At 73.6% G+C, this 17965-nt stretch carries 17 protein-coding genes; 9 read left to right on the top strand and 8 right to left on the bottom strand.

Features of this window, described 5'->3' with window-relative positions; translation table 11 throughout:
• Positions 1 to 162: 162 nt before the first annotated feature.
• Together ABZY13_RS32530 and ABZY13_RS32525 are read right to left on the bottom strand one after the other, a co-directional pair.
• Positions 163 to 987 (bottom strand): purine-nucleoside phosphorylase, encoded by an 825-nt coding sequence (locus ABZY13_RS32530; RefSeq protein ID WP_356637238.1) that lies wholly within the window; start codon positions 985 to 987, stop codon positions 163 to 165.
• An 80-nt stretch (positions 988 to 1067) separates the two neighbouring features.
• The gene (locus ABZY13_RS32525; protein WP_356637236.1) at positions 1068 to 1505 is read right to left on the bottom strand and encodes a gamma-glutamylcyclotransferase; all 438 of its coding nucleotides are present in this window, start codon (positions 1503 to 1505) and stop codon (positions 1068 to 1070) included.
• A 63-nt stretch (positions 1506 to 1568) separates the two neighbouring features.
• Between ABZY13_RS32525 and ABZY13_RS32520 the strand changes: the two genes are divergently transcribed.
• Together ABZY13_RS32520 and ABZY13_RS32515 are read left to right on the top strand one after the other, a co-directional pair.
• Positions 1569 to 3017, top strand: coding sequence for an NAD(P)H-quinone dehydrogenase (locus tag ABZY13_RS32520; protein ID WP_356637234.1), 1449 nt, complete (start codon positions 1569 to 1571; stop codon positions 3015 to 3017).
• Between the two features lie 111 nt (positions 3018 to 3128).
• A complete protein-coding gene (locus ABZY13_RS32515) occupies positions 3129 to 4091 on the top strand; it encodes a DeoR/GlpR family DNA-binding transcription regulator (protein ID WP_356637232.1) in 963 nt (320 codons plus the stop codon).
• Positions 4092 to 4148: 57 nt separating this feature from the next.
• Here the strand turns inward: ABZY13_RS32515 and ABZY13_RS32510 are convergent, their stop codons facing one another.
• The gene (locus ABZY13_RS32510) at positions 4149 to 5921 is read right to left on the bottom strand and encodes a biotin carboxylase N-terminal domain-containing protein (protein WP_356637230.1); all 1773 of its coding nucleotides are present in this window, start codon (positions 5919 to 5921) and stop codon (positions 4149 to 4151) included.
• A gap of 374 nt (positions 5922 to 6295) precedes the next feature.
• Here ABZY13_RS32510 and ABZY13_RS32505 point away from each other — a divergent pair, with 374 nt between their 5' ends.
• Positions 6296 to 6745, top strand: coding sequence for a hypothetical protein (locus tag ABZY13_RS32505; RefSeq protein WP_356637228.1), 450 nt, complete (start codon positions 6296 to 6298; stop codon positions 6743 to 6745).
• Here the strand turns inward: ABZY13_RS32505 and ABZY13_RS32500 are convergent.
• Together ABZY13_RS32500 and ABZY13_RS32495 are read right to left on the bottom strand one after the other, a co-directional pair.
• Positions 6714 to 7334, bottom strand: coding sequence for a nucleoside triphosphate pyrophosphatase (locus ABZY13_RS32500; RefSeq protein ID WP_356637226.1), 621 nt, complete (start codon positions 7332 to 7334; stop codon positions 6714 to 6716). The two genes, ABZY13_RS32505 and ABZY13_RS32500, sit on opposite strands and share 32 nt — an antisense overlap.
• 31 nt (positions 7335 to 7365) lie before the next feature.
• Positions 7366 to 7494, bottom strand: coding sequence for a hypothetical protein (locus ABZY13_RS32495; RefSeq protein ID WP_356637224.1), 129 nt, complete (start codon positions 7492 to 7494; stop codon positions 7366 to 7368).
• A gap of 145 nt (positions 7495 to 7639) precedes the next feature.
• Here ABZY13_RS32495 and ABZY13_RS32490 point away from each other — a divergent pair, with 145 nt between their 5' ends.
• Positions 7640 to 8770: an SGNH/GDSL hydrolase family protein gene (locus ABZY13_RS32490; protein WP_356637222.1), complete on the top strand. Its 1131-nt coding sequence runs from the start codon at positions 7640 to 7642 to the stop codon at positions 8768 to 8770.
• On the opposite strand, the gene ABZY13_RS32485 is transcribed toward ABZY13_RS32490, so the two are convergent.
• Positions 8767 to 8976 (bottom strand): acyl-CoA carboxylase epsilon subunit, encoded by a 210-nt coding sequence (locus ABZY13_RS32485; RefSeq protein ID WP_356637220.1) that lies wholly within the window; start codon positions 8974 to 8976, stop codon positions 8767 to 8769. The genes ABZY13_RS32490 and ABZY13_RS32485 overlap by 4 nt on opposite strands.
• Positions 8977 to 8985: 9 nt before the next feature.
• Positions 8986 to 10581 carry an acyl-CoA carboxylase subunit beta gene (locus ABZY13_RS32480; RefSeq protein WP_356637218.1) on the bottom strand — a complete coding sequence of 532 codons (1596 nt, stop codon included), beginning with the start codon at positions 10579 to 10581 and terminating at the stop codon, positions 8986 to 8988.
• Positions 10582 to 10691: 110 nt separating this feature from the next.
• On the opposite strand from ABZY13_RS32480, the gene ABZY13_RS32475 reads away from it, so the two are divergent.
• Complete coding sequence (locus tag ABZY13_RS32475; RefSeq protein ID WP_356637216.1) at positions 10692 to 11558, top strand: biotin--[acetyl-CoA-carboxylase] ligase; 867 nt, start codon at positions 10692 to 10694, stop codon at positions 11556 to 11558.
• 187 nt (positions 11559 to 11745) lie between these two features.
• Entirely contained in the window at positions 11746 to 12858 is a 1113-nt protein-coding gene (locus tag ABZY13_RS32470; RefSeq protein WP_356637214.1) for an adenylate/guanylate cyclase domain-containing protein, read from the top strand.
• A 136-nt stretch (positions 12859 to 12994) separates the two neighbouring features.
• Here ABZY13_RS32470 and ABZY13_RS32465 read toward each other — a convergent pair whose 3' ends face one another.
• Complete coding sequence (locus ABZY13_RS32465; RefSeq protein WP_356637212.1) at positions 12995 to 13672, bottom strand: hypothetical protein; 678 nt, start codon at positions 13670 to 13672, stop codon at positions 12995 to 12997.
• 266 nt (positions 13673 to 13938) lie between these two features.
• Between ABZY13_RS32465 and ABZY13_RS32460 the strand changes: the two genes are divergently transcribed.
• The 3 genes from ABZY13_RS32460 to hutH form a co-directional block, all read left to right on the top strand.
• On the top strand, positions 13939 to 14739 hold the full coding sequence (locus tag ABZY13_RS32460) for an enoyl-CoA hydratase-related protein (RefSeq protein WP_356637242.1): 801 nt from the start codon (positions 13939 to 13941) through the stop codon (positions 14737 to 14739).
• 481 nt (positions 14740 to 15220) lie between these two features.
• Entirely contained in the window at positions 15221 to 16375 is a 1155-nt protein-coding gene (locus tag ABZY13_RS32455; protein WP_356637210.1) for a GGDEF domain-containing protein, read from the top strand.
• A gap of 73 nt (positions 16376 to 16448) precedes the next feature.
• On the top strand, positions 16449 to 17965 hold a 1517-nt coding region (gene hutH, locus ABZY13_RS32450; protein ID WP_356637240.1), incomplete at its 3' end, for a histidine ammonia-lyase.

Here is a 17965-nt window from a genome sequence, read left to right as displayed (position 1 = left end):
CTCGGAACGGCGCGGAATCGGTCTGTTGCAAGAGGTACCCGTGTTGACGCGCCAACCGCTGCGGGCGGACACCCCCGGCCCGTCCCCTTCCCGCCGTACGCGGCCCACCCGCCGTCGTGGTCACAGCGGTTGGGCGTCGGCCCCAGGAGGGACTACGGCGCTCTACAAGCGGTCCAGCACCCGCGTCAGCAGTTCGCCCATGCGTGCCGCCGAGTCGCGGCCCGCCTGGAGGACCTCCTCGTGGTTCAAGGGCTCGCCGGTCATGCCCGCCGCCAGGTTGGTCACCAGGGAGATGCCGAGGATCTCCGCGCCCGCCTCACGCGCCGCGATCGCCTCCAGCACCGTCGACATGCCCACCAGGTCCGCGCCGATCACCCGGGCCATGCGGATCTCGGCGGGAGTCTCGTAGTGCGGGCCCGGGAACTGGGCGTAGACGCCCTCCTCCAGGGTCGGGTCGATCTCCTTGCACAGGGCCCTGAGCCGAGGGCTGTAGAGGTCGGTGAGGTCGACGAAGTTCGCGCCCACGATGGGGGAGGTCGCCGTCAGGTTGATGTGGTCGCTGATCAGGACCGGCTGGCCGGGGCGCATGCCCTCGCGCAGGCCACCGCAGCCGTTGGTGAGCACGACCGTCTTGACGCCCGCCGCCACGGCCGTGCGGACTCCGTGGGCCACCGCCGCCACCCCGCGGCCCTCGTAGTAGTGCGTGCGGCCCAGGAAGACCAGGGCCCGCTTGTCGCCGACGCGGTACGAGCGGATCTTGCCGCCGTGGCCCTCCACGGCCGGCGGCGGGAAGCCCGGCAGCTCGGTGACCTGGAACTCGACGTCGGGCGCGCCCAGCGCGTCCACGGCCGGGGCCCAGCCGGAGCCCATCACGAGGGCGACGTCGTGGGACTCGGCGCCGGTCAGTTCGCGCAGGCGTGCGGCGGCGGCGTCGGCGGCGGCATGGGGGTCGCCCTGGATGTCGTCCGGAAGAAGAGATGCGTTCACGCGCACGAGGGTAGCCGGTTCGGGCCTACGCGCGTAGATGATGGAGCTCACGCGCGAATGATCGTTGTGCGGTCGTTTCCTCAGCAGGGGCGCTTGCGCAGCTCCATCACGTAGTCGTGCGGGGCTCCCGCCGACTCCGCCGCGTCCGCGAGTTCGCCCAGGTAGCGGGCGGAGGGGAGGCCGCCCTCGTAGCCGTTCAGGACGTGCGCCCAGGCCCGCTCCTCGCCGGCCAGCGTGTGCACGCGCAGCTGGATCCTGCGGTATATGTCCAGGTCGGAGCCCACCCAGCGGTCGAGTGACTCCTCGTCCATCGGGGCGATGTCGTACAGCGCCACGAACACCTGGTCACCGGGTGACTCGACCACCGTCGCCAGCGAGCCGTCCCAGCCCATCTGCTCCCCGCCGAACGTCAGGCGCCAGCCGGTCAGCCAGCCGGTGGCGCGCAGCGGCGAGTGCGGGGCGCGGCGGGACATCAGCCGCGCGTCGAGGTGGGCGGCGTACGCGGCGTAGAGCGACATGGGGTGAGGGTACGGCAGCCGGAGTGGGCCCCGGGGCGGTGGCCGGTGCGGGCGTGCGGGACAATGGAGTACGTGACTCGGATCGTGATCATCGGTGGCGGACCCGGCGGATACGAAGCGGCCCTGGTGGCGGCTCAGCTCGGCGCGGAGGTGACCGTCGTCGATCGCGACGGTCTGGGCGGGGCGTCGGTGCTCACCGACTGCGTGCCGTCGAAGACCCTTATCGCTACGGCCGAGGTGATGACCACCTTCGACTCCTCGTACGAGGAGCTGGGGATCATCGTCGCGGACGACACCCCGCCCGAGGAGATGAGCGCCCGGATCATCGGCGTCGACCTCGGCAAGGTCAACCGACGGGTGAAGCGGCTCGCGCTGGCCCAGTCCCACGACATCACCGCGTCCGTGACGCGGGCCGGCGCCCGTGTGCTGCGGGGGCGGGGGCGGCTGGATGGCATGCAGGCCCTCGACGGGTCCCGCAAGGTCGTGGTGGAGGCCGTCGACGGGAGCGAGGAGACCCTCGTCGCCGACGCCGTGCTGATCGCGACGGGCGGGCACCCTCGTGAGCTGCCCGACGCCCGGCCCGACGGGGAGCGCATCCTCAACTGGACCCAGGTCTACGATCTCGACGAGCTGCCCGAGGAACTCATCGTCGTGGGCTCCGGTGTGACCGGCGCCGAGTTCGCCGGCGCCTATCAGGCGCTGGGCTCGAAGGTCACCCTGGTCTCCTCCCGCGACCGGGTGCTGCCCGGCGAGGACCCGGACGCCGCCGCCGTGCTGGAGGACGTCTTCCGGCGGCGCGGCATGAACGTCATGGCGCGCTCGCGGGCCCAGTCCGCCAAGCGCGTCGGCGACCGGGTCGAGGTCACCCTCGCCGACGGGCGCGTCATCAGCGGCTCCCACTGCCTGATGGCCGTCGGCGCCATCCCCAACACGGAGGGGATGGGCCTGGAGGAGGCCGGGGTGAAGCTGCGGGAGTCGGGGCACATCTGGACCGACAAGGTGTCGCGGACGACCGCTCCCGGGGTCTACGCCGCCGGCGACGTCACGGGCGTGTTCGCGCTCGCCTCCGTGGCCGCCATGCAGGGGCGCATCGCCGTCTACCACTTCCTCGGCGACGCGGTCACTCCGCTGAACCTGAAGACCGTCTCCTCGAACGTCTTCACCGACCCCGAGATCGCCACCGTCGGGTACACCCAGGCCGACGTCGACTGCGGGAAGATCGACGCCCGGGCCGTCAAGCTGCCGCTGCTGCGCAACCCCCGCGCCAAGATGCAGGGCATCCGGGACGGGTTCGTCAAGATCTTCTGCCGGCCCGGCACCGGGATCGTGGTGGGCGGCGTCGTCGTCGCGCCGCGCGCCTCCGAGCTGATCCATCCCATCTCGATCGCCGTCGACAACAACCTGACGGTCGAACAGATCGCCAACGCCTTCACCGTGTACCCCTCGCTGTCGGGGTCGATCGCCGAGGTCGCGCGCCAGTTGCACACCCGCAAGACGGAGAGCGAGAGCTGACGAGCGGGCGGTTTGGGGCTTATACCACTTCCGGGTGTCGGCTGCGAACATCTTCTGCTATTCGGCGCAAACTGCTGAAAGCAGACGGTCGTTGGGGTTACTGTCAGTTTCGTGTTCGCTGCAGAACGTCGCCAGTTGATCCTCGAAATGGTGCGAGCGAACGGGGCCGTGTCGCTCCGTGAGCTGGCCCGCGTCGTCCAGACCTCCGAAGTGACCGTACGGCGGGACGTGCGCGCGCTGGAGGCAGAAGGACTCCTCGACCGCCGGCACGGCGGTGCCGTACTGCCGGGCGGGTTCACCCGCGAGTCCGGCTTCCCGCAGAAGTCGCACCTCGCGACCGCGGAGAAGACGGCCATCGCCGACCTCGCCGCCGGCCTCGTCGAAGAGGGCGAGGCCATCGTCGTCGGAGCCGGTACGACGACCCAGGAGCTGGCCCGCCGGCTCGCCCGCGTCCCCGGCCTGACCGTCGTCACCAACTCGCTGCTGGTGGCCCAGGCGCTGGCCCACGCCAACCGCGTCGAGGTCGTGATGACCGGCGGGACGCTGCGGGGCTCCAACTACGCCCTGGTCGGCTCCGGCGCCGAGCAGTCGCTCCAGGGGCTGCGGGTCTCCCGGGCCTTCCTGTCCGGGAGCGGGCTCACCGCCGAGCGCGGGCTGTCCACGTCCAACATGCTCTCCGCGTCCGTCGACCGCGCCCTGGTGCAGGCCGCCGCGGAGGTGGTCGTCCTCGCCGACCACACCAAGCTGGGCACGGACACCATGTTCCAGACGGTCCCGACGGACCTGATCGCCCGGCTGGTGACGGACGAGCCGCCCGCCCACGACGACCGGGCGGCCACCGAGCTGCAGGCGCTGGCGGACCAGGGCGTCCAGATCACCGTCGCCGGCACCGGCGCCCAGGGCAGCGGAGGTGGCCCGGGAAACCCTGACGCCCCGGCGCGCCGGCAACGCGGGGACGTGCCCCTTCCGGGCCCGCGCCGCGGCCGGCTGCCCGGGGCCACGCTGCGGCCCCTGGGCGACCAGGCCGCCGGGGCCGAACGGGCGGCGCGGGTGGCCGACCTGCGGCGCCGGTGACACGAACGGCGAAGCGCCCGGCGGAACCGGTCCGCCGGGCGCTTCGGGTGTGCCTGATCAGTCCTTGATCTCGCAGATCGCGGCGCCCGACGTGATGGACGCGCCGACCTCCGCGCTCAGGCCCTTGACCGTGCCCGACTTGTGCGCGTTGAGCGGCTGCTCCATCTTCATGGCCTCCAGGACGACGACCAGGTCGCCCTCCTTGACCTCCTGGCCCTCCTCCACGGCGATCTTCACGATCGTGCCCTGCATCGGGGAGGCGAGGGTGTCGCCGGAGGCCACGGGGCCCGACTTCTTCGCGGCCCGGCGCTTCGGCTTGGCGCCCGCGGCGAGACCGGTGCGGGCCAGCGACATGCCGAGCGAGGACGGCAGGGAGACCTCCAGGCGCTTGCCGCCCACCTCCACCACGACCGTCTCGCGGCCGGTCTCCTCGTCCGCCTCGGGGCCCGCCGGGGCGGCGAAGGGCTTGATGTCGTTGACGAACTCGGTCTCGATCCAGCGCGTGTGGACCGTGAAGGGGTCCTCGCTCCCGGTGAGCTCGGGGGCGAACGCCGGGTCCCTGACGACCGCGCGGTGGAAGGGGATGGCCGTGGCCATGCCCTCGACCTGGAATTCCTCCAGGGCGCGGGCGGCGCGCTGGAGGGCCTCCTTGCGGGTGCGGCCGGTGACGATCAGCTTGGCCAGCAGGGAGTCCCACGCCGGGCCGATCACGCTGCCGGACTCCACACCCGCGTCCAGGCGGACGCCGGGGCCGGACGGCGGGGCGAACGTGGTGACCGTGCCGGGCGCCGGGAGGAAGCCCCGGCCCGGGTCCTCGCCGTTGATACGGAACTCGAACGAGTGACCCCGCAGCGGCGGGTCGTCGTAACCCAGCTCCTCGCCGTCGGCGATGCGGAACATCTCGCGCACCAGGTCGATGCCGGAGACCTCCTCGGTCACCGGGTGCTCCACCTGGAGCCGGGTGTTGACCTCCAGGAACGAGATCGTGCCGTCGACGCCGACGAGGAACTCCACCGTGCCCGCGCCGACGTAGCCGGCCTCCTTGAGGATGGCCTTGGAGGCGCGGTACAGCTCGGCGACCTGCTCGTCGGAGAGGAAGGGCGCCGGGGCCTCCTCCACCAGCTTCTGGTGGCGGCGCTGGAGGGAGCAGTCGCGGGTCGAGACGACGACCACGTTGCCGTACCGGTCGGCCAGGCACTGGGTCTCGACGTGGCGGGGCTTGTCGAGGTAGCGCTCGACGAAGCACTCGCCGCGGCCGAACGCGGCGACGGCCTCACGGACGGCGGAGTCGTACAGCTCCGGGACCTCTTCGAGGGTGCGGGCGACCTTCAGGCCGCGACCGCCGCCGCCGAACGCCGCCTTGATCGCGATCGGCAGGCCGTTCTCCTTGGCGAACGCCACGACCTCGTCGGCGCCCGAGACCGGGTCCGGGGTGCCGGCCACGAGGGGGGCGCCGGCGCGCTGGGCGATGTGGCGGGCGGCCACCTTGTCGCCGAGGTCGCGGATCGCCTGCGGCGGCGGGCCGATCCAGATCAGCCCGGCGTCCAGGACGGCCTGGGCGAACTCGGCGTTCTCCGACAGGAAGCCGTAGCCGGGGTGGACGGCGTCCGCGCCCGACTCGCGCGCCGCGTGCAGGACCTTCTCGATGTCCAGGTAGCTGGTGGCCGGGGTGTCACCGCCCAGGGCGAACGCCTCATCCGCGGCGCGGACATGCAGAGCGTCCCGGTCCGGGTCGGCATAGACGGCCACGCTCGCGATGCCGGCATCCCGGCAGGCCCGGGCCACGCGGACAGCGATTTCGCCACGGTTGGCGATGAGCACCTTGCGCACGATTGAGGCTCCCTCCTTGAAACAAGCCGAGTTTAGGGACTGCCGACACGGCACTTCGACCCGTCCCCAATGGTGAGCTTGCCCACACGGAGCGTGATTCGAGGCTCGCTCGACCCGCGAAAGCCCTTGTCGTACCTCGGTACGCAGGACCCTTCCGGCAAACCCTAGCCCTCCGATGTGGTCAAGGTCTCTGTAAGCACGTGCTGCGCCCCACTCCGTTTCTTTGTGGAATCCCTACGAATGGCCCAACGATTGTTTGCCGTCGGAGAAGCCCTTGTCCCGACGTTTACCCGTTAGTAGCGTTCGCGCTGTCTCGAACGTACGTGAGGTGACACGAGCCTCGGTCGAGCGGCGGGTGAAAGCGGGTGGGGACGGTGGCGCGCAGACCGGTGGCCTGGGTCGTGGCGGTCGTGCTCTTCGGCGAGGCGTTCGGCGTCGCCGCGCTCAACTGGTTCCTCGGCGTCGTGGTCGACCGGCAGCGGATGTCCCTGGCCGGCCTCGACCCGGACGTGATGTCCCTGTCCTCGAAGATCGGCGGCGTGGTCTTCGGGCTCTACTTCGCCCTGTGCGCCCTGGTGGCGCTGCTCGTCGCCCTGCGGGACCGCTCCCCGGCCGGGCTCGGCCGGATCCTGCTCGTCAGCGCGGCCGTGGTGCACGCCGTGCTGGGCGCCGTCACCTGGGGCCTGGTCGGCCGGACCGCGTTCCTCTACATGATCGTCGTACTCGGGCTGATCGTGCTGCTGCTCATGACGTACGACGGCCGGGAGGCGGCCGGGGCCGGGGAGCGGGAGGTCAGTCCGCCGCCGGCGCCCACAACTCCGTGATCCCGACGCCCAGTTCCGCCAGCAGCCGGCGGACCAGGGGCAGGCTGATGCCGATCACGTTGCCGTGGTCGCCCTCGATGCCGTCGATGAACGGCGCCGAGCGGCCGTCGAGCGTGAAGGCCCCGGCGACGTGCAGCGGCTCGCCGGAGGCGACGTACGCGGCGATCTCCTCGTCGCTCGGGTCGCCGAAGCGGACCACCGTGGAGGCCACGGCGGAGGTGTAGCGGCCGCCGGTCGTGTCGTAGACGCAGTGCCCGGTCTGGAGCGTGCCCGCCCGGCCGCGCATCGACCTCCAGCGGGCGGTGGCCTCCTCGGCGTCCGCCGGCTTGCCCAGGGCCCGGCCGTCGAGGTCCAGCACCGAGTCGCAGCCGATCACCAGCGCGCCCTTCACCTCCGGGCGGGCGGCCACCACGGAGGCCTTCGCCTCGGCGAGCGCGAGGGCCAGTTCGGCGGGGGTGGGGGCGGTGACGGCGTCCTCGTCGACGCCGCTCACGATCACCTCGGGGGTCAGTCCGGCCTGGCGCAGCAAGCCGAGCCGGGCGGGGGACTGGGAGGCGAGCACGAGTCGGCGGCGCGGCTGATCAGTCATGCGGCCAGGGTATCGGCGGCGCGGACGGGGTTCACCTCACCCCGATCACGATCATCGCCAGGACCATGGCCAGCGCCATGAGAAGGCCGAGCCGCCGCAGCATCTCCTGCGTGTCGCGCACTTCTTTCGGCGGCTCGTTCTCCGGGTCGGACCACAGCATGCCTTCGATCGTCCGGCGGCGGGAGCGGTCGGCGCCTGAGTACGCGTACTCAACTTGGCCGTAGGGGTTCGCAAACGGTGCTGTCGTGCCGTTAAGGTAAATGGGTCTACAGTGCCGTTTGTATCGAGTCCCGAAAGGGCGTGCCATGTTCACCACCGCCTGGACCGCGTCACCCCAGCTCCCCAGCGAGGGCTTCACCCCCAACTGGTCCCGCGAGGGCTTCTGGCGGCAGTCGCTGCGCCAGGTCGTCCGGCTGAGCGCGGGCGGCGGCCGGCTGCGGATCCGGCTCTCCAACGCCTACGGCGCCTCCCCGCTGCACGTCACCGGCGCGACCGTCGGCCGCAGCGCCGGGGGCGCCGCCGTCGAAACCGGTTCGCTGCGGCGGCTGCTGTTCGGGGGAGCGCGGGCGGCGCGCGTGCCGGCGCGCGGGCAGCTGCTGAGCGACCCGGCCGACGTGCCGGTGTCGGCGGGGGAGCGGGTGACCGTCACCCTCCACTTCGACGGCACGACCGGGCCGGCCACCTTCCACGCCCAGGCCTTCGCCACCAGCCACCGGGGGGAGGGCGACCTGCTGTCCGACACGTCCGGCGCGGGCTACGACGCCGTCACCGAGTCCTGGTACTTCCTCGACGCCGTCGAGACCGACGCCCGGCGCACCGACGCCGTCGCGCTGATCGGCGACTCGATCACCGACGGGTTCGGGTCGACGCCGGGGGCCGACCGGCGCTGGGGCGACCTGCTCGCCGAGCGCACCGGGCGGCCCGTCCTCAACGCCGGGATCGGCGGCAATCTGCTGCTCAACGACTCCGCCTGGTACGGCGAGCGGGCCACCCGCCGGCTGCGCCGCGACGTCCTCGGCCACCGGGGCGTGGACACGCTCGTCGTCCTCCTCGGCCTCAACGACATCGGCTTCGGCGAGACGGACGAGCAGCCCACCTACAAGCCCGCCCCTGTGGTGGAGGCCGCCGAGCTGATCGACGGCCACCGCGACCTGATACGGCAGGCCCGCGGCGAGGGCCTGCGGGTCGTCGGCTGCACCCTGCTGCCGTTCGCCGGCTCGGACCACTGGGGTGAGCACGCGGCCCGGGTGAGCCGCGAGCTGAACGAGTGGATCCGCCGCTCCGGCGCGTACGACGCCGTGGCCGACCTGAACCGGGCGCTGGCCGGCCCCGGCGACCCGGACCGGCTGCACCCGGCCCACGACTTCGGCGACCACCTGCACCCCAACGACGAGGGGTACGCGGTGATGGCCGAGACCCTGGCCGGGGTGCTCTAGCCGGGCCAGTAGGTGCGGCTCCAGGACGCCGGGCCCGGCTGGGGCAGGCGGTGGGCCGCGATGCGGGACGGGTCGGACCAGGAGTCCCTCGGACCGGGCGCGCCGGACGGCACGGCGGACGCCGCCGCGGCGCGGGCCCTGACCACCGCCAGGGCGGCGGCCAGCTCCTCGGGGGTCGGATTGCCCCGTACGACCTTGATCGTCACAGCGGCTCCTTACAGGGGGATGTTGCCGTGCTTCTTCGGAGGGAGGGATTCCCGCTTGGTGCGCAGCTGACGCAGGCCGCGGACGATGTGGGCGCGGGTGTCCGACGGCATGATCACGGCGTCGACGTAGCCGCGCTCGGCCGCGACGTAGGGGTTGAGGAGGGTGTCCTCGTACTCCCGCATCAGCCGGGCGCGGGTGGCCTCCACGTCGTCGCCGTTCGCCTCCGCCTCCGCCAGCGTGCGCCGGTGCAGGATGTTCACCGCGCCCTGCGCCCCCATCACGGCGATCTGGGCCGTCGGCCAGGCCAGGTTGAGGTCGGCGCCCAGGTGCTTGGAGCCCATGACGTCGTAGGCGCCGCCGAAGGCCTTGCGGGTGATGACCGTGATCAGCGGGACGGTCGCCTCGGCGTACGCGTAGATCAGCTTCGCGCCGCGGCGGATGATGCCCTCGTGCTCCTGGCCGACGCCGGGCAGGAAGCCGGGCACGTCGACGAAGGTCAGCACCGGGACGTTGAAGGCGTCGCAGGTGCGCACGAAGCGCGCGGCCTTCTCGGAGGCGGCGATGTCCAGGCAGCCGGCGAACTGCATCGGCTGGTTGGCGACGATGCCGACCGGGCGGCCCTCCACCCGGCCGAAGCCGGTGAGGATGTTCGGCGCCAACAGCGCCTGCGTCTCGAAGAACTCGGCGTCGTCCAGGACGTGCTCGATCACCGTGTGCATGTCGTAGGGCTGGTTCGCGCTGTCCGGGACCAGCGTGTCCAGCTCCCGGTCCTCGTCGGTGACCGAGAGGTCGGCCTCCTCCGGGAACGCGGGCGGCTCGGAGAGGTTGTTGGACGGCAGGTACGACAGCAGCTGCTTGACGTACTCGATGGCGTCCTTCTCGTCGCCCGCCATGTGATGGGCCACGCCCGACGCGGTGTTGTGGGTCCGCGCGCCGCCCAGCTCCTCGAACCCGACGTCCTCGCCGGTGACCGTCTTGATGACGTCGGGACCGGTGATGAACATGTGCGAGGTCTGGTCGACCATGACCGTGAAGTCGGTGATGGCGGGCGAGTACACCGCGCCGCCCGCGCACGGCCCGACCACCAGGCTGATCTGCGGGACGACGCCCGAGGCGTGGGTGTTGCGGCGGAAGATCTCGCCGTAGGCGCCCAGCGAGGCCACGCCCTCCTGGATGCGGGCGCCCCCGGAGTCGTTGATGCCGACGACCGGGCAGCCGGTCTTCAGGGCGAAGTCCATCACCTTGCAGATCTTCTGCCCGTACGTCTCGCCCAGCGCGCCGCCGAAGACGGTGAAGTCCTGCGAGAACACGGCGACCGGACGCCCGTCGACGGTGCCGTAACCGGTGACCACGCCGTCGCCGTACGGGCGGTTGGCGTCCAGGCCGAAATTGCTGGAGCGGTGCCGGGCGAACTCGTCCAGCTCGACGAAGGAGTCCTCGTCCAGCAGCAGCGCGATGCGCTCACGGGCCGTCAGCTTGCCCTTGGCGTGCTGCTTCTCCACGGCGCGTGCCGAGCCGGCGTGCGTCGCCTCCTCGATGCGGCGCTGGAGATCCGCGATTTTTCCTGCGGTGGTGTGAAGGTCGATCTCTTCCGGCTCGGACATCGGGATGCGGCTCCCTGCCTGCTCAAAAGGGGGGACGGTTACTCATCCGTAGCGTAGTGGCGGGCTCACTGATCGGCAGTGCGGCGTTTACCACACCTAGGGTGGCTTGCATGACGCAGCGACATGCCCCAGACGCCGACGACAGCCGCTGGTCCGACCTGGACCGCCCGCCCCTCAACGCCGCCGCCCTGCGCCGGGCGCTCGTCCGCTCCGGCGGGCTGTGGACGGACGTCCAGGTCGTGGCGCGCACCGGCTCCACCAACTCCGACCTGGTCGCCCGGGCCGCCGAGGGCCGGGCCGGCGAGGGCGCCGTCCTCGTCGCCGAGGAGCAGACCTCCGGGCGGGGGCGCCTCGACCGCCAGTGGACCGCTCCGGCCCGCTCCGGCCTCTTCTTCTCCGTGCTGCTGCGCCCGGCCGGCATTCCCGTCGCCCGCTGGGGCTGGCTGCCGCTGCTCACCGGCGTCGCCGTGGCCACCGCCCTGTCCCGCGCCGCCGGCGTCGACACCTCCCTCAAGTGGCCCAACGACCTCCTGGTCACCGTCGGCGGCGAGGAGCGCAAGGCCGGCGGCATCCTCGCGGAGCGCTCCGGCGAGGACGCCGTCGTCATCGGCGTCGGCCTCAACGTCACCCTCCGCGCCGACGAACTCCCCGTCCCCACCGCCGGATCGCTCGCCCTCGCCGGCGCCGCGGGCACCGACCGCGACCCGCTGCTGCGCGCGATGCTGCGGTCGCTGGAGGAGTGGTACGGCCGCTGGCGCGCGGCGGACGGCGACCCGGCCGCCTGCGGGCTCCAGGAGACATACGCGGCCGGCTGCGCGACGCTCGGACGAGTGGTGCGGGCCGAGCTGCCCGGCGACCGCTCGGTCGTGGGCGAGGCGGTCGCGGTCGACGGCGACGGACGGCTGGTGCTCGCCACCGGGCAGGGCGTACGGGAACCGGTGGGCGCCGGCGACATCGTGCATCTGCGGCCGGCGTGAGGCGAGGGTCGCGCCCGGCCGTCGAACACGCGGGCGGCCGACGGCGCACCCCCGCCCGGGCCGGCCGTCGGGCGGCCCGCGCGACCGGGGTGAGCGGGCCTTTCCTCACGGAGTGAGCTGGCGCACACCTGCCGTACAGTTGAGGCCGGTCGATACCTGACCGTGGCAGATCGGAAGGGCAGCAGGCGTGACCGTCGACGACACGGGCTCCGGACCGGACCCGCAGGGCGCCGACTCCGGCGAGGACCCCCTCGCCCTGCGGCTCGAACAGCTCATCCTGGGCGCCGAGCGGCGCTACACGCCCTTCCAGGCGGCCCGCAGCGCCGGCGTCTCCATGGAACTGGCCTCCCGTTTCTGGCGGGCCATGGGCTTCGCCGACATCGGCCAGGCCCGGGCCCTGACCGAGGCGGACGTCCTCGCCCTGCGCCGCCTCGCCGGTCTGGTGGAGGCGGGGCTGCTCAGCGAGGCGATGGCCGTGCAGGTGGCGCGCTCCACCGGGCAGACCACCGCCCGGCTGGCCGAGTGGCAGATCGACTCCTTCCTGGAGGGCCTCACCGAGCCGCCCGAGCCAGGGATGACCCGCACCGAGGTGACGTACCCGATCGTCGAGCTGCTGCTGCCCGAGCTGGAGGAGTTCCTCGTCTACGTCTGGCGGCGCCAGCTCGCCGCCTCCGCGGGGCGGGTCGTGCAGGCCGCCGACGACGAGGAGATGGTCGACCGCCGCCTCGCCGTCGGCTTCGCCGACCTCGTCGGCTTCACCCGGCTCACCCGCCGCCTGGAGGAGGAGGAACTGGGCGAGCTGGTCGAGGCCTTCGAGACCACGGCCGCCGACCTGGTCGCCGCGCGCGGCGGACGGCTCATCAAGACCCTCGGCGACGAGGTCCTCTACGCGGCCGACGACGCCGGGGTCGCGGCCGAGATCGCACTGCGGCTGATCGAGACCATGGCGCACGACGAGACCATGCCGGAACTGCGCGTCGGCATCGCCTTCGGCACCGTCACCACCCGGATGGGCGATGTGTTCGGCACGACGGTGAACCTCGCCTCCCGGCTGACCTCCATAGCCCCGCGCGACGCCGTCCTGGTCGACAGCGCCTTCGCCGAGGAGCTGATCCGCACCGGAGAGGCCCCCGCCTCGGAGGCGGAGGCCGCGGAGGCCGCCGCGGCGGCGGAGAAGGAGGGCGAGGAGCCGCCGGTGTACCGCTTCGCGCTCCAGCCGATGTGGCAGCGGCCGGTGCGAGGCCTCGGCGTGGTCGAGCCGTGGCTGCTCACGCGGCGGGAGACGCCGGCGGGGTCGTAGCGGCGGGGGCGGGGCGTCCGCCGGCCGTGGTGCTGTGGTGGCTGCCTGCCGTGGTCTCGCGGGGCCTGCCCGTCGCGGTGTTGCGGGGCTTGCCTGTCGTGGTGGCTGCCTGCCGTCGTGCTGTGGTGCTTGCCGGTCATGGTCCCGGTGGTGCGTGCCGGTCGTGGAGCAGGTCCAGGCACAGGTTCAGCAGCGGGATGCACAGGCCGGGGCGGTCGTCGTCGGCCGGGCGCGGCTGTGGTCTCGGCTGTGGCGGTGGGGTCGCGGGTTGCGAGGACGTCGGCGCGGGCGGCGTGGGCGACGTCGGCGGGGCCGGTGGAGGCGGCGGCGTGGTGGCGGCCGGCGGTGTGGCGGTGGGGTCCGGCGGGGTGGACGGCGGGGCCGGGGCCTGCGTCGCCCGCGGGGCCGAGGGGGCGGGCGCGGGCACGGCGCCCGCCGGGGGCGGCGCGGACGGTTTCCGGTCCCCGGCCGGGGCGCTGCCGCTGAGGCTGCGGGGCGTCGGCGACGGGCTCGGCGAGAGGGTCGCGGCGGCGTTGGCGGGGCGGTCGGAGGGCGTCCCGGCGGTGGGGCTCGTGGCGGCGGTGGTCCGGCCGGGGGCGGGATCGGAGGTGAGGCCCGGTTCCGGAGCCAGTCGTACGAGGCTCAGCGCGGCGGCGGCCAGGGCGAGGCCGCCCGTGACCAGGAGCAGCTTGCGGTGACGGCGGCGTCGGTGGCGGCGCCGGCGGCCGTGGGAGCGACGGTCCTGGCCGTGGCCGTGGGCCGGGTCGCCCGTCGGTCCGTTCGCCTTTCCGCCCCTCGCCTTTCCGTTTCTCATACGGTCCCTCCCTGGTGCGCGCCCCCGGTGCGCCGTGCCGCACGCTACGCGCTCTGGGGAGAGTGAGGGAGGTAAGTCGTATGAGATGTCACCCGTTCGGGTTGTTCTCGTTTCTGGAGGTTCATGCTCTGTGATTCCTCCGCCCCGTCTTTCCTGCCCCCGTCTTTCCTCCGCCCCGTCTTTCCTGCGCGCGGCCCGGCTGCGATGATCGGGGAGACGGTGTTAACCCGCGTTAACTGGAGGGTGTCGTGGAAGGTGAGGGCGGCGTGCGCGAGGAGCGGTTCGGGGAGTCCGTGCTGGTGCGGCGGCACGGGGAGGGGCATGTCGCGGAGCTGGTGCTGGACCGGCCCAAGGCGATGAACGCCGTCTCCACGGAGCTGGCCCGGTCCCTCGCGGGCGCGTGCGACGCGCTGGGGGCGGATCGGCAGGTGCGGGCGGTCGTCCTGGCGTCGAGCCACGAGCGGGCCTTCTGCGTGGGGGCCGACCTCAAGGAGCGGAACTCCTTCTCCGACGCCGAGCTGCTGCGTCAGCGGCCGGTGACGCGGGCGGCCTACACCGGCGTGCTGGAGCTGCCGCAGCCGACGGTCGCGGCGGTGCACGGGTTCGCGCTGGGCGGGGGCTTCGAACTGGCGCTGGCCTGCGACGTGATCGTGGCGGACCGGACGGCCGTGGTCGGGCTGCCGGAGGTGTCGGTGGGCGTGATCCCGGGCGGCGGCGGCACCCAGCTGCTGCCTCGCCGCGTCGGCCAGGCCCGCGCGGCCGAACTGATCTTCACGGCCCGCCGCGTGGAGGCGGCCGAGGCGCGGGAGCTGGGGCTGGTGGACGTGCTCGTGGACGAGGCCCGCGACCGCGAGGAGGCCCTGGCCCTGGCCACCCGCATCGCCGCCAACTCCCCGGTCGGCCTGCGGGCGGCCAAGCGCGCCCTGCGCCTGGGGCACGGCCTCGACCTCCGGGCGGGGCTGGAGGTCGAGGACGCGGCCTGGCGCACGGTGGCGTTCTCGGGGGACCGCGCGGAGGGGGTGGCGGCCTTCAACGAGAAGCGGAAGCCGCAGTGGCCGGGGGAGTAGGGGCGGGGCGGAGAGCGGGCCGTGGCCCGGGCCCGGTCGGTCCCGGTCGGTCGCCCGGCGGGTTTCGGGGAGCCGTGCGAGCCGGGCGATACAGGCCGGTGGCGGCCGGCGGCACGGCGAGGGCACGGATCAGCGGCCGCGGCGGACGTCCTGGACGCGGAGCTTGCGAGAGCCGGGCCGAGGCGGAGGCGTGCCGTGGTCCGAGCGGGTTCGGGCCGGGCCCTCGTCGGGCGGGGGAAGCCGGGTCGGTCCGGGGACGGCTGATGCCGGCCGCCCGCGGGGCGGGGCGCGGTCGTCGTCCGGGCGCGGCCGAGTGCGGCCAGGTGCGGGCAGGCGCGTGCCGGGGAGTGGGCCGGTGCGGTCCGCCGCGGGGACGGACGGCCTCCGGTCGTCGCGGCCAGGACCCTCCCGGGCGGAGCCCTCGTCACTCCCGGTGACCCTCCGGATCCCCTTTCCCGGTGAATGTCCCTAGCCTGGGGCAATGGGTGAGGACAACCGGCTCGCGGGGGTCGTGGCGCTGGCTCAGGGGATGGCGGCGGCGCGGACGCCGCGTGAGTCCTGGCGGGCCGCCGCGTGGGGCGCGTGCCGGGCGCTGGACGGGAGCTTCGCCGCGCTCTCGGTGTGGGAGCGCGAGCTGGGGCGGCTGCGGGTGCTGGTGAACGTCGGGGAACGGGCGCCGCAGGAGGAGGAGTTCCCGGAGGACGAGGCGTACCCGGTGCACCGGTTCGCCGAGATCACCGAGTTCCTGCACGAGCGGTGGGCCGGCGGGGGCGAGCCCGGCGCCTGGGTGGAGACCGCCGACGGGACCACCGTGGGCCGGGCCGGTTTCGTGCACCAGCGTGTCGCCGCGCTGCGGCGGCGCGGCCGGGGCTGCTGTGTCGTCGCGCCCGTCGTGCTGCACGGGCGGGCGTGGGGCGAGCTGTACGTCGCCCGGCGCTCCGGCGCGCCCGTCTTCGGCCGGGCGGACGCCGACTTCGCGACCGTCCTGGCCGCCGTGGTCGCCGCCGGCATCGCGCAGACCGAGCGGCTGGAGGAGGCCCGTCGGCTCGCCTTCACCGACTCCCTCACCGGCCTCGCCAACCGCCGCTGCGTCGACATGCGGCTGGACGAGGCCGTCGAGCGGCACCGCCGGGACGGCGTCGTCGTCAGCCTCGTCGTGTGCGACCTCAACGGGCTCAAGCGCGTCAACGACACCCGCGGGCACGCCGTCGGCGACCGCCTGCTGGAGCGGTTCGGCTCGGTGCTGTCCCTGTGCGGGGCGATGCTGCCCGGCGCCCTCGCCGCCCGGCTCGGCGGCGACGAGTTCTGCCTGCTCGCGGTCGGCCCGAAGGCCGACGACGTGGTGGAGGTCGCCGACGAGCTGTGCCGCCGTGCCGCCGAACTGGAGCCGGGAGACGGCGTCGCCTGCGGGGTGGCCTCCACCGACGACCCGATCGGGCCCGTGCACGACGCCCGGCGGCTGTTCCGGCTCGCCGACGCCGCCCAGTACCGGGCCAAGGGGCTGGGCTCGGCCAGGGCCGTCGTCGCGGGCCGCGAGGGCCCCGACGACCCCGTCGTCCGCCTCGCGGACGCGTCGGCCGACGCACCCGCCGACGGGCCCGCGCCCGAGCGGCGCCGGTTCCGGGGGCGCCGCTGACGGGCGTAAGGGGCGGTTCCCGCACCCGGTCGTGACAGCGCGGGATTCACTGCGTACGCTCCTGAATATGGATATGCACACTGTGGTGGTGGGAACGTCCGGAGTCACCCCGTCCGACGTCCTCGCCGTGGCCCGTGCCGGCGCCCGTGTCGAACTCGCCGGCGAGGCGGTGTCCGCCCTCGCCGCGGCGCGCGGGATCGTCGACGCGCTGGCGGCCAAGCCCGACCCCGTATACGGCGTCTCCACCGGCTTCGGCGCCCTGGCGACCCGGCACATCGGCCCGGAGCTGCGGACCCGGCTCCAGCGCAACATCGTCCGCTCGCACGCCGCCGGCATGGGACCGCGCGTCGAGCGGGAGGTCGTACGGGCCCTGATGTTCCTGCGGCTGAAGACCGTCTGCTCGGGGCGCACCGGCGTCCGCCCCGAGGTCGCGCAGACCATGGCCGACGTGCTGAACGCCGGCATCACCCCGGTCGTGCACGAGTACGGCTCCCTCGGCTGCTCCGGCGACCTGGCCCCGCTGTCCCACTGCGCGCTCACCCTCATGGGCGAGGGCGACGCCGAGGGTCCCGACGGCACCGTGCGCCCCGCCGCCGAACTCCTCGCCGAGCACGGCGTCGAACCCGTCGAGCTGCGTGAGAAGGAGGGCCTCGCCCTGCTCAACGGCACCGACGGCATGCTCGGCATGCTGCTCATGGCCCTCGCCGACCTGGACACCCTCTACAAGTCCGCCGACGTCACCGCCGCCCTCAGCCTGGAGGCGCTGCTCGGCACCGAGAAGGTCCTCGCCCCCGAGCTGCACGCCATCCGCCCGCACCCCGGCCAGGCCGACTCCGCCGCCAACATGCTCGCGGTGCTCCAGGGCTCCGGCCTCACCGGCCACCACCAGGACGACGCCCCCCGCGTGCAGGACGCCTACTCCGTGCGCTGCGCCCCCCAGGTCGCCGGCGCCGGGCGCGACACCCTCGCGCACGCCCGCCTGGTCGCCGAGCGCGAACTCGCCGCCGCCGTCGACAACCCCGTCGTCCTCCCCGACGGACGGGTCGAGTCCAACGGCAACTTCCACGGCGCTCCGGTCGCCTACGTCCTGGACTTCCTCGCCATCGCCGCCGCCGACCTCGCGTCCATCGCCGAGCGCCGCACCGACCGGCTGCTGGACAAGAACCGCAGCCACGGCCTGCCGCCGTTCCTCGCCGACGACGCCGGCGTCGACTCCGGGCTGATGATCGCCCAGTACACCCAGGCGGCGCTCGTCGGCGAGCTGAAGCGGCTCGCCGTACCGGCCTCCGCGGACTCCATCCCGTCGTCCGCGATGCAGGAGGACCACGTCTCCATGGGCTGGTCGGCCGCGCGCAAGCTGCGCACCGCCGTCGGCAACCTCGCCCGCGTCCTCGCGATCGAGCTGTACGCCGCCGCCCGCGCCGTCGAACTGCGCGAGGGCCTCACCCCCGCGCCTGCCACCCGCGCCGTCCTCGCCGCCGCCCGAGCGGCCGGGGCTCACTGCTGGTGCCGGTGCTCCTGGTGGCGACCGTCGCGCTCAACTTCCTGGCCACGCTCGGCGTGTCGACGCTGGTCTTCGAGCACCTCCTC

The organism is Streptomyces sp. NPDC006610 (genome assembly GCF_040611575.1).
GTDB lineage: Bacteria > Actinomycetota > Actinomycetes > Streptomycetales > Streptomycetaceae > Streptomyces.
Note: the sequence above shows the minus strand (reverse complement) of the source record. Positions and strands in the feature narration are given on the sequence as shown.

Coding starts and splice junctions, on each gene's coding strand:
- ABZY13_RS32495 (WP_356637224.1), bottom strand. CDS start 7,494: ATGCTGTGGTCCGACCCGGAGAACGAGCCGCCGAAAGAAGTGCGCGAC.
- ABZY13_RS32455 (WP_356637210.1), top strand. CDS start 15,221: ATGGGTGAGGACAACCGGCTCGCGGGGGTCGTGGCGCTGGCTCAGGGG.
- ABZY13_RS32465 (WP_356637212.1), bottom strand. CDS start 13,672: ATGAGAAACGGAAAGGCGAGGGGCGGAAAGGCGAACGGACCGACGGGC.
- ABZY13_RS32480 (WP_356637218.1), bottom strand. CDS start 10,581: ATGTCCGAGCCGGAAGAGATCGACCTTCACACCACCGCAGGAAAAATC.
- ABZY13_RS32520 (WP_356637234.1), top strand. CDS start 1,569: ATGGAGTACGTGACTCGGATCGTGATCATCGGTGGCGGACCCGGCGGA.
- ABZY13_RS32475 (WP_356637216.1), top strand. CDS start 10,692: ATGACGCAGCGACATGCCCCAGACGCCGACGACAGCCGCTGGTCCGAC.
- ABZY13_RS32490 (WP_356637222.1), top strand. CDS start 7,640: ATGTTCACCACCGCCTGGACCGCGTCACCCCAGCTCCCCAGCGAGGGC.
- ABZY13_RS32500 (WP_356637226.1), bottom strand. CDS start 7,334: ATGACTGATCAGCCGCGCCGCCGACTCGTGCTCGCCTCCCAGTCCCCC.
- ABZY13_RS32525 (WP_356637236.1), bottom strand. CDS start 1,505: ATGTCGCTCTACGCCGCGTACGCCGCCCACCTCGACGCGCGGCTGATG.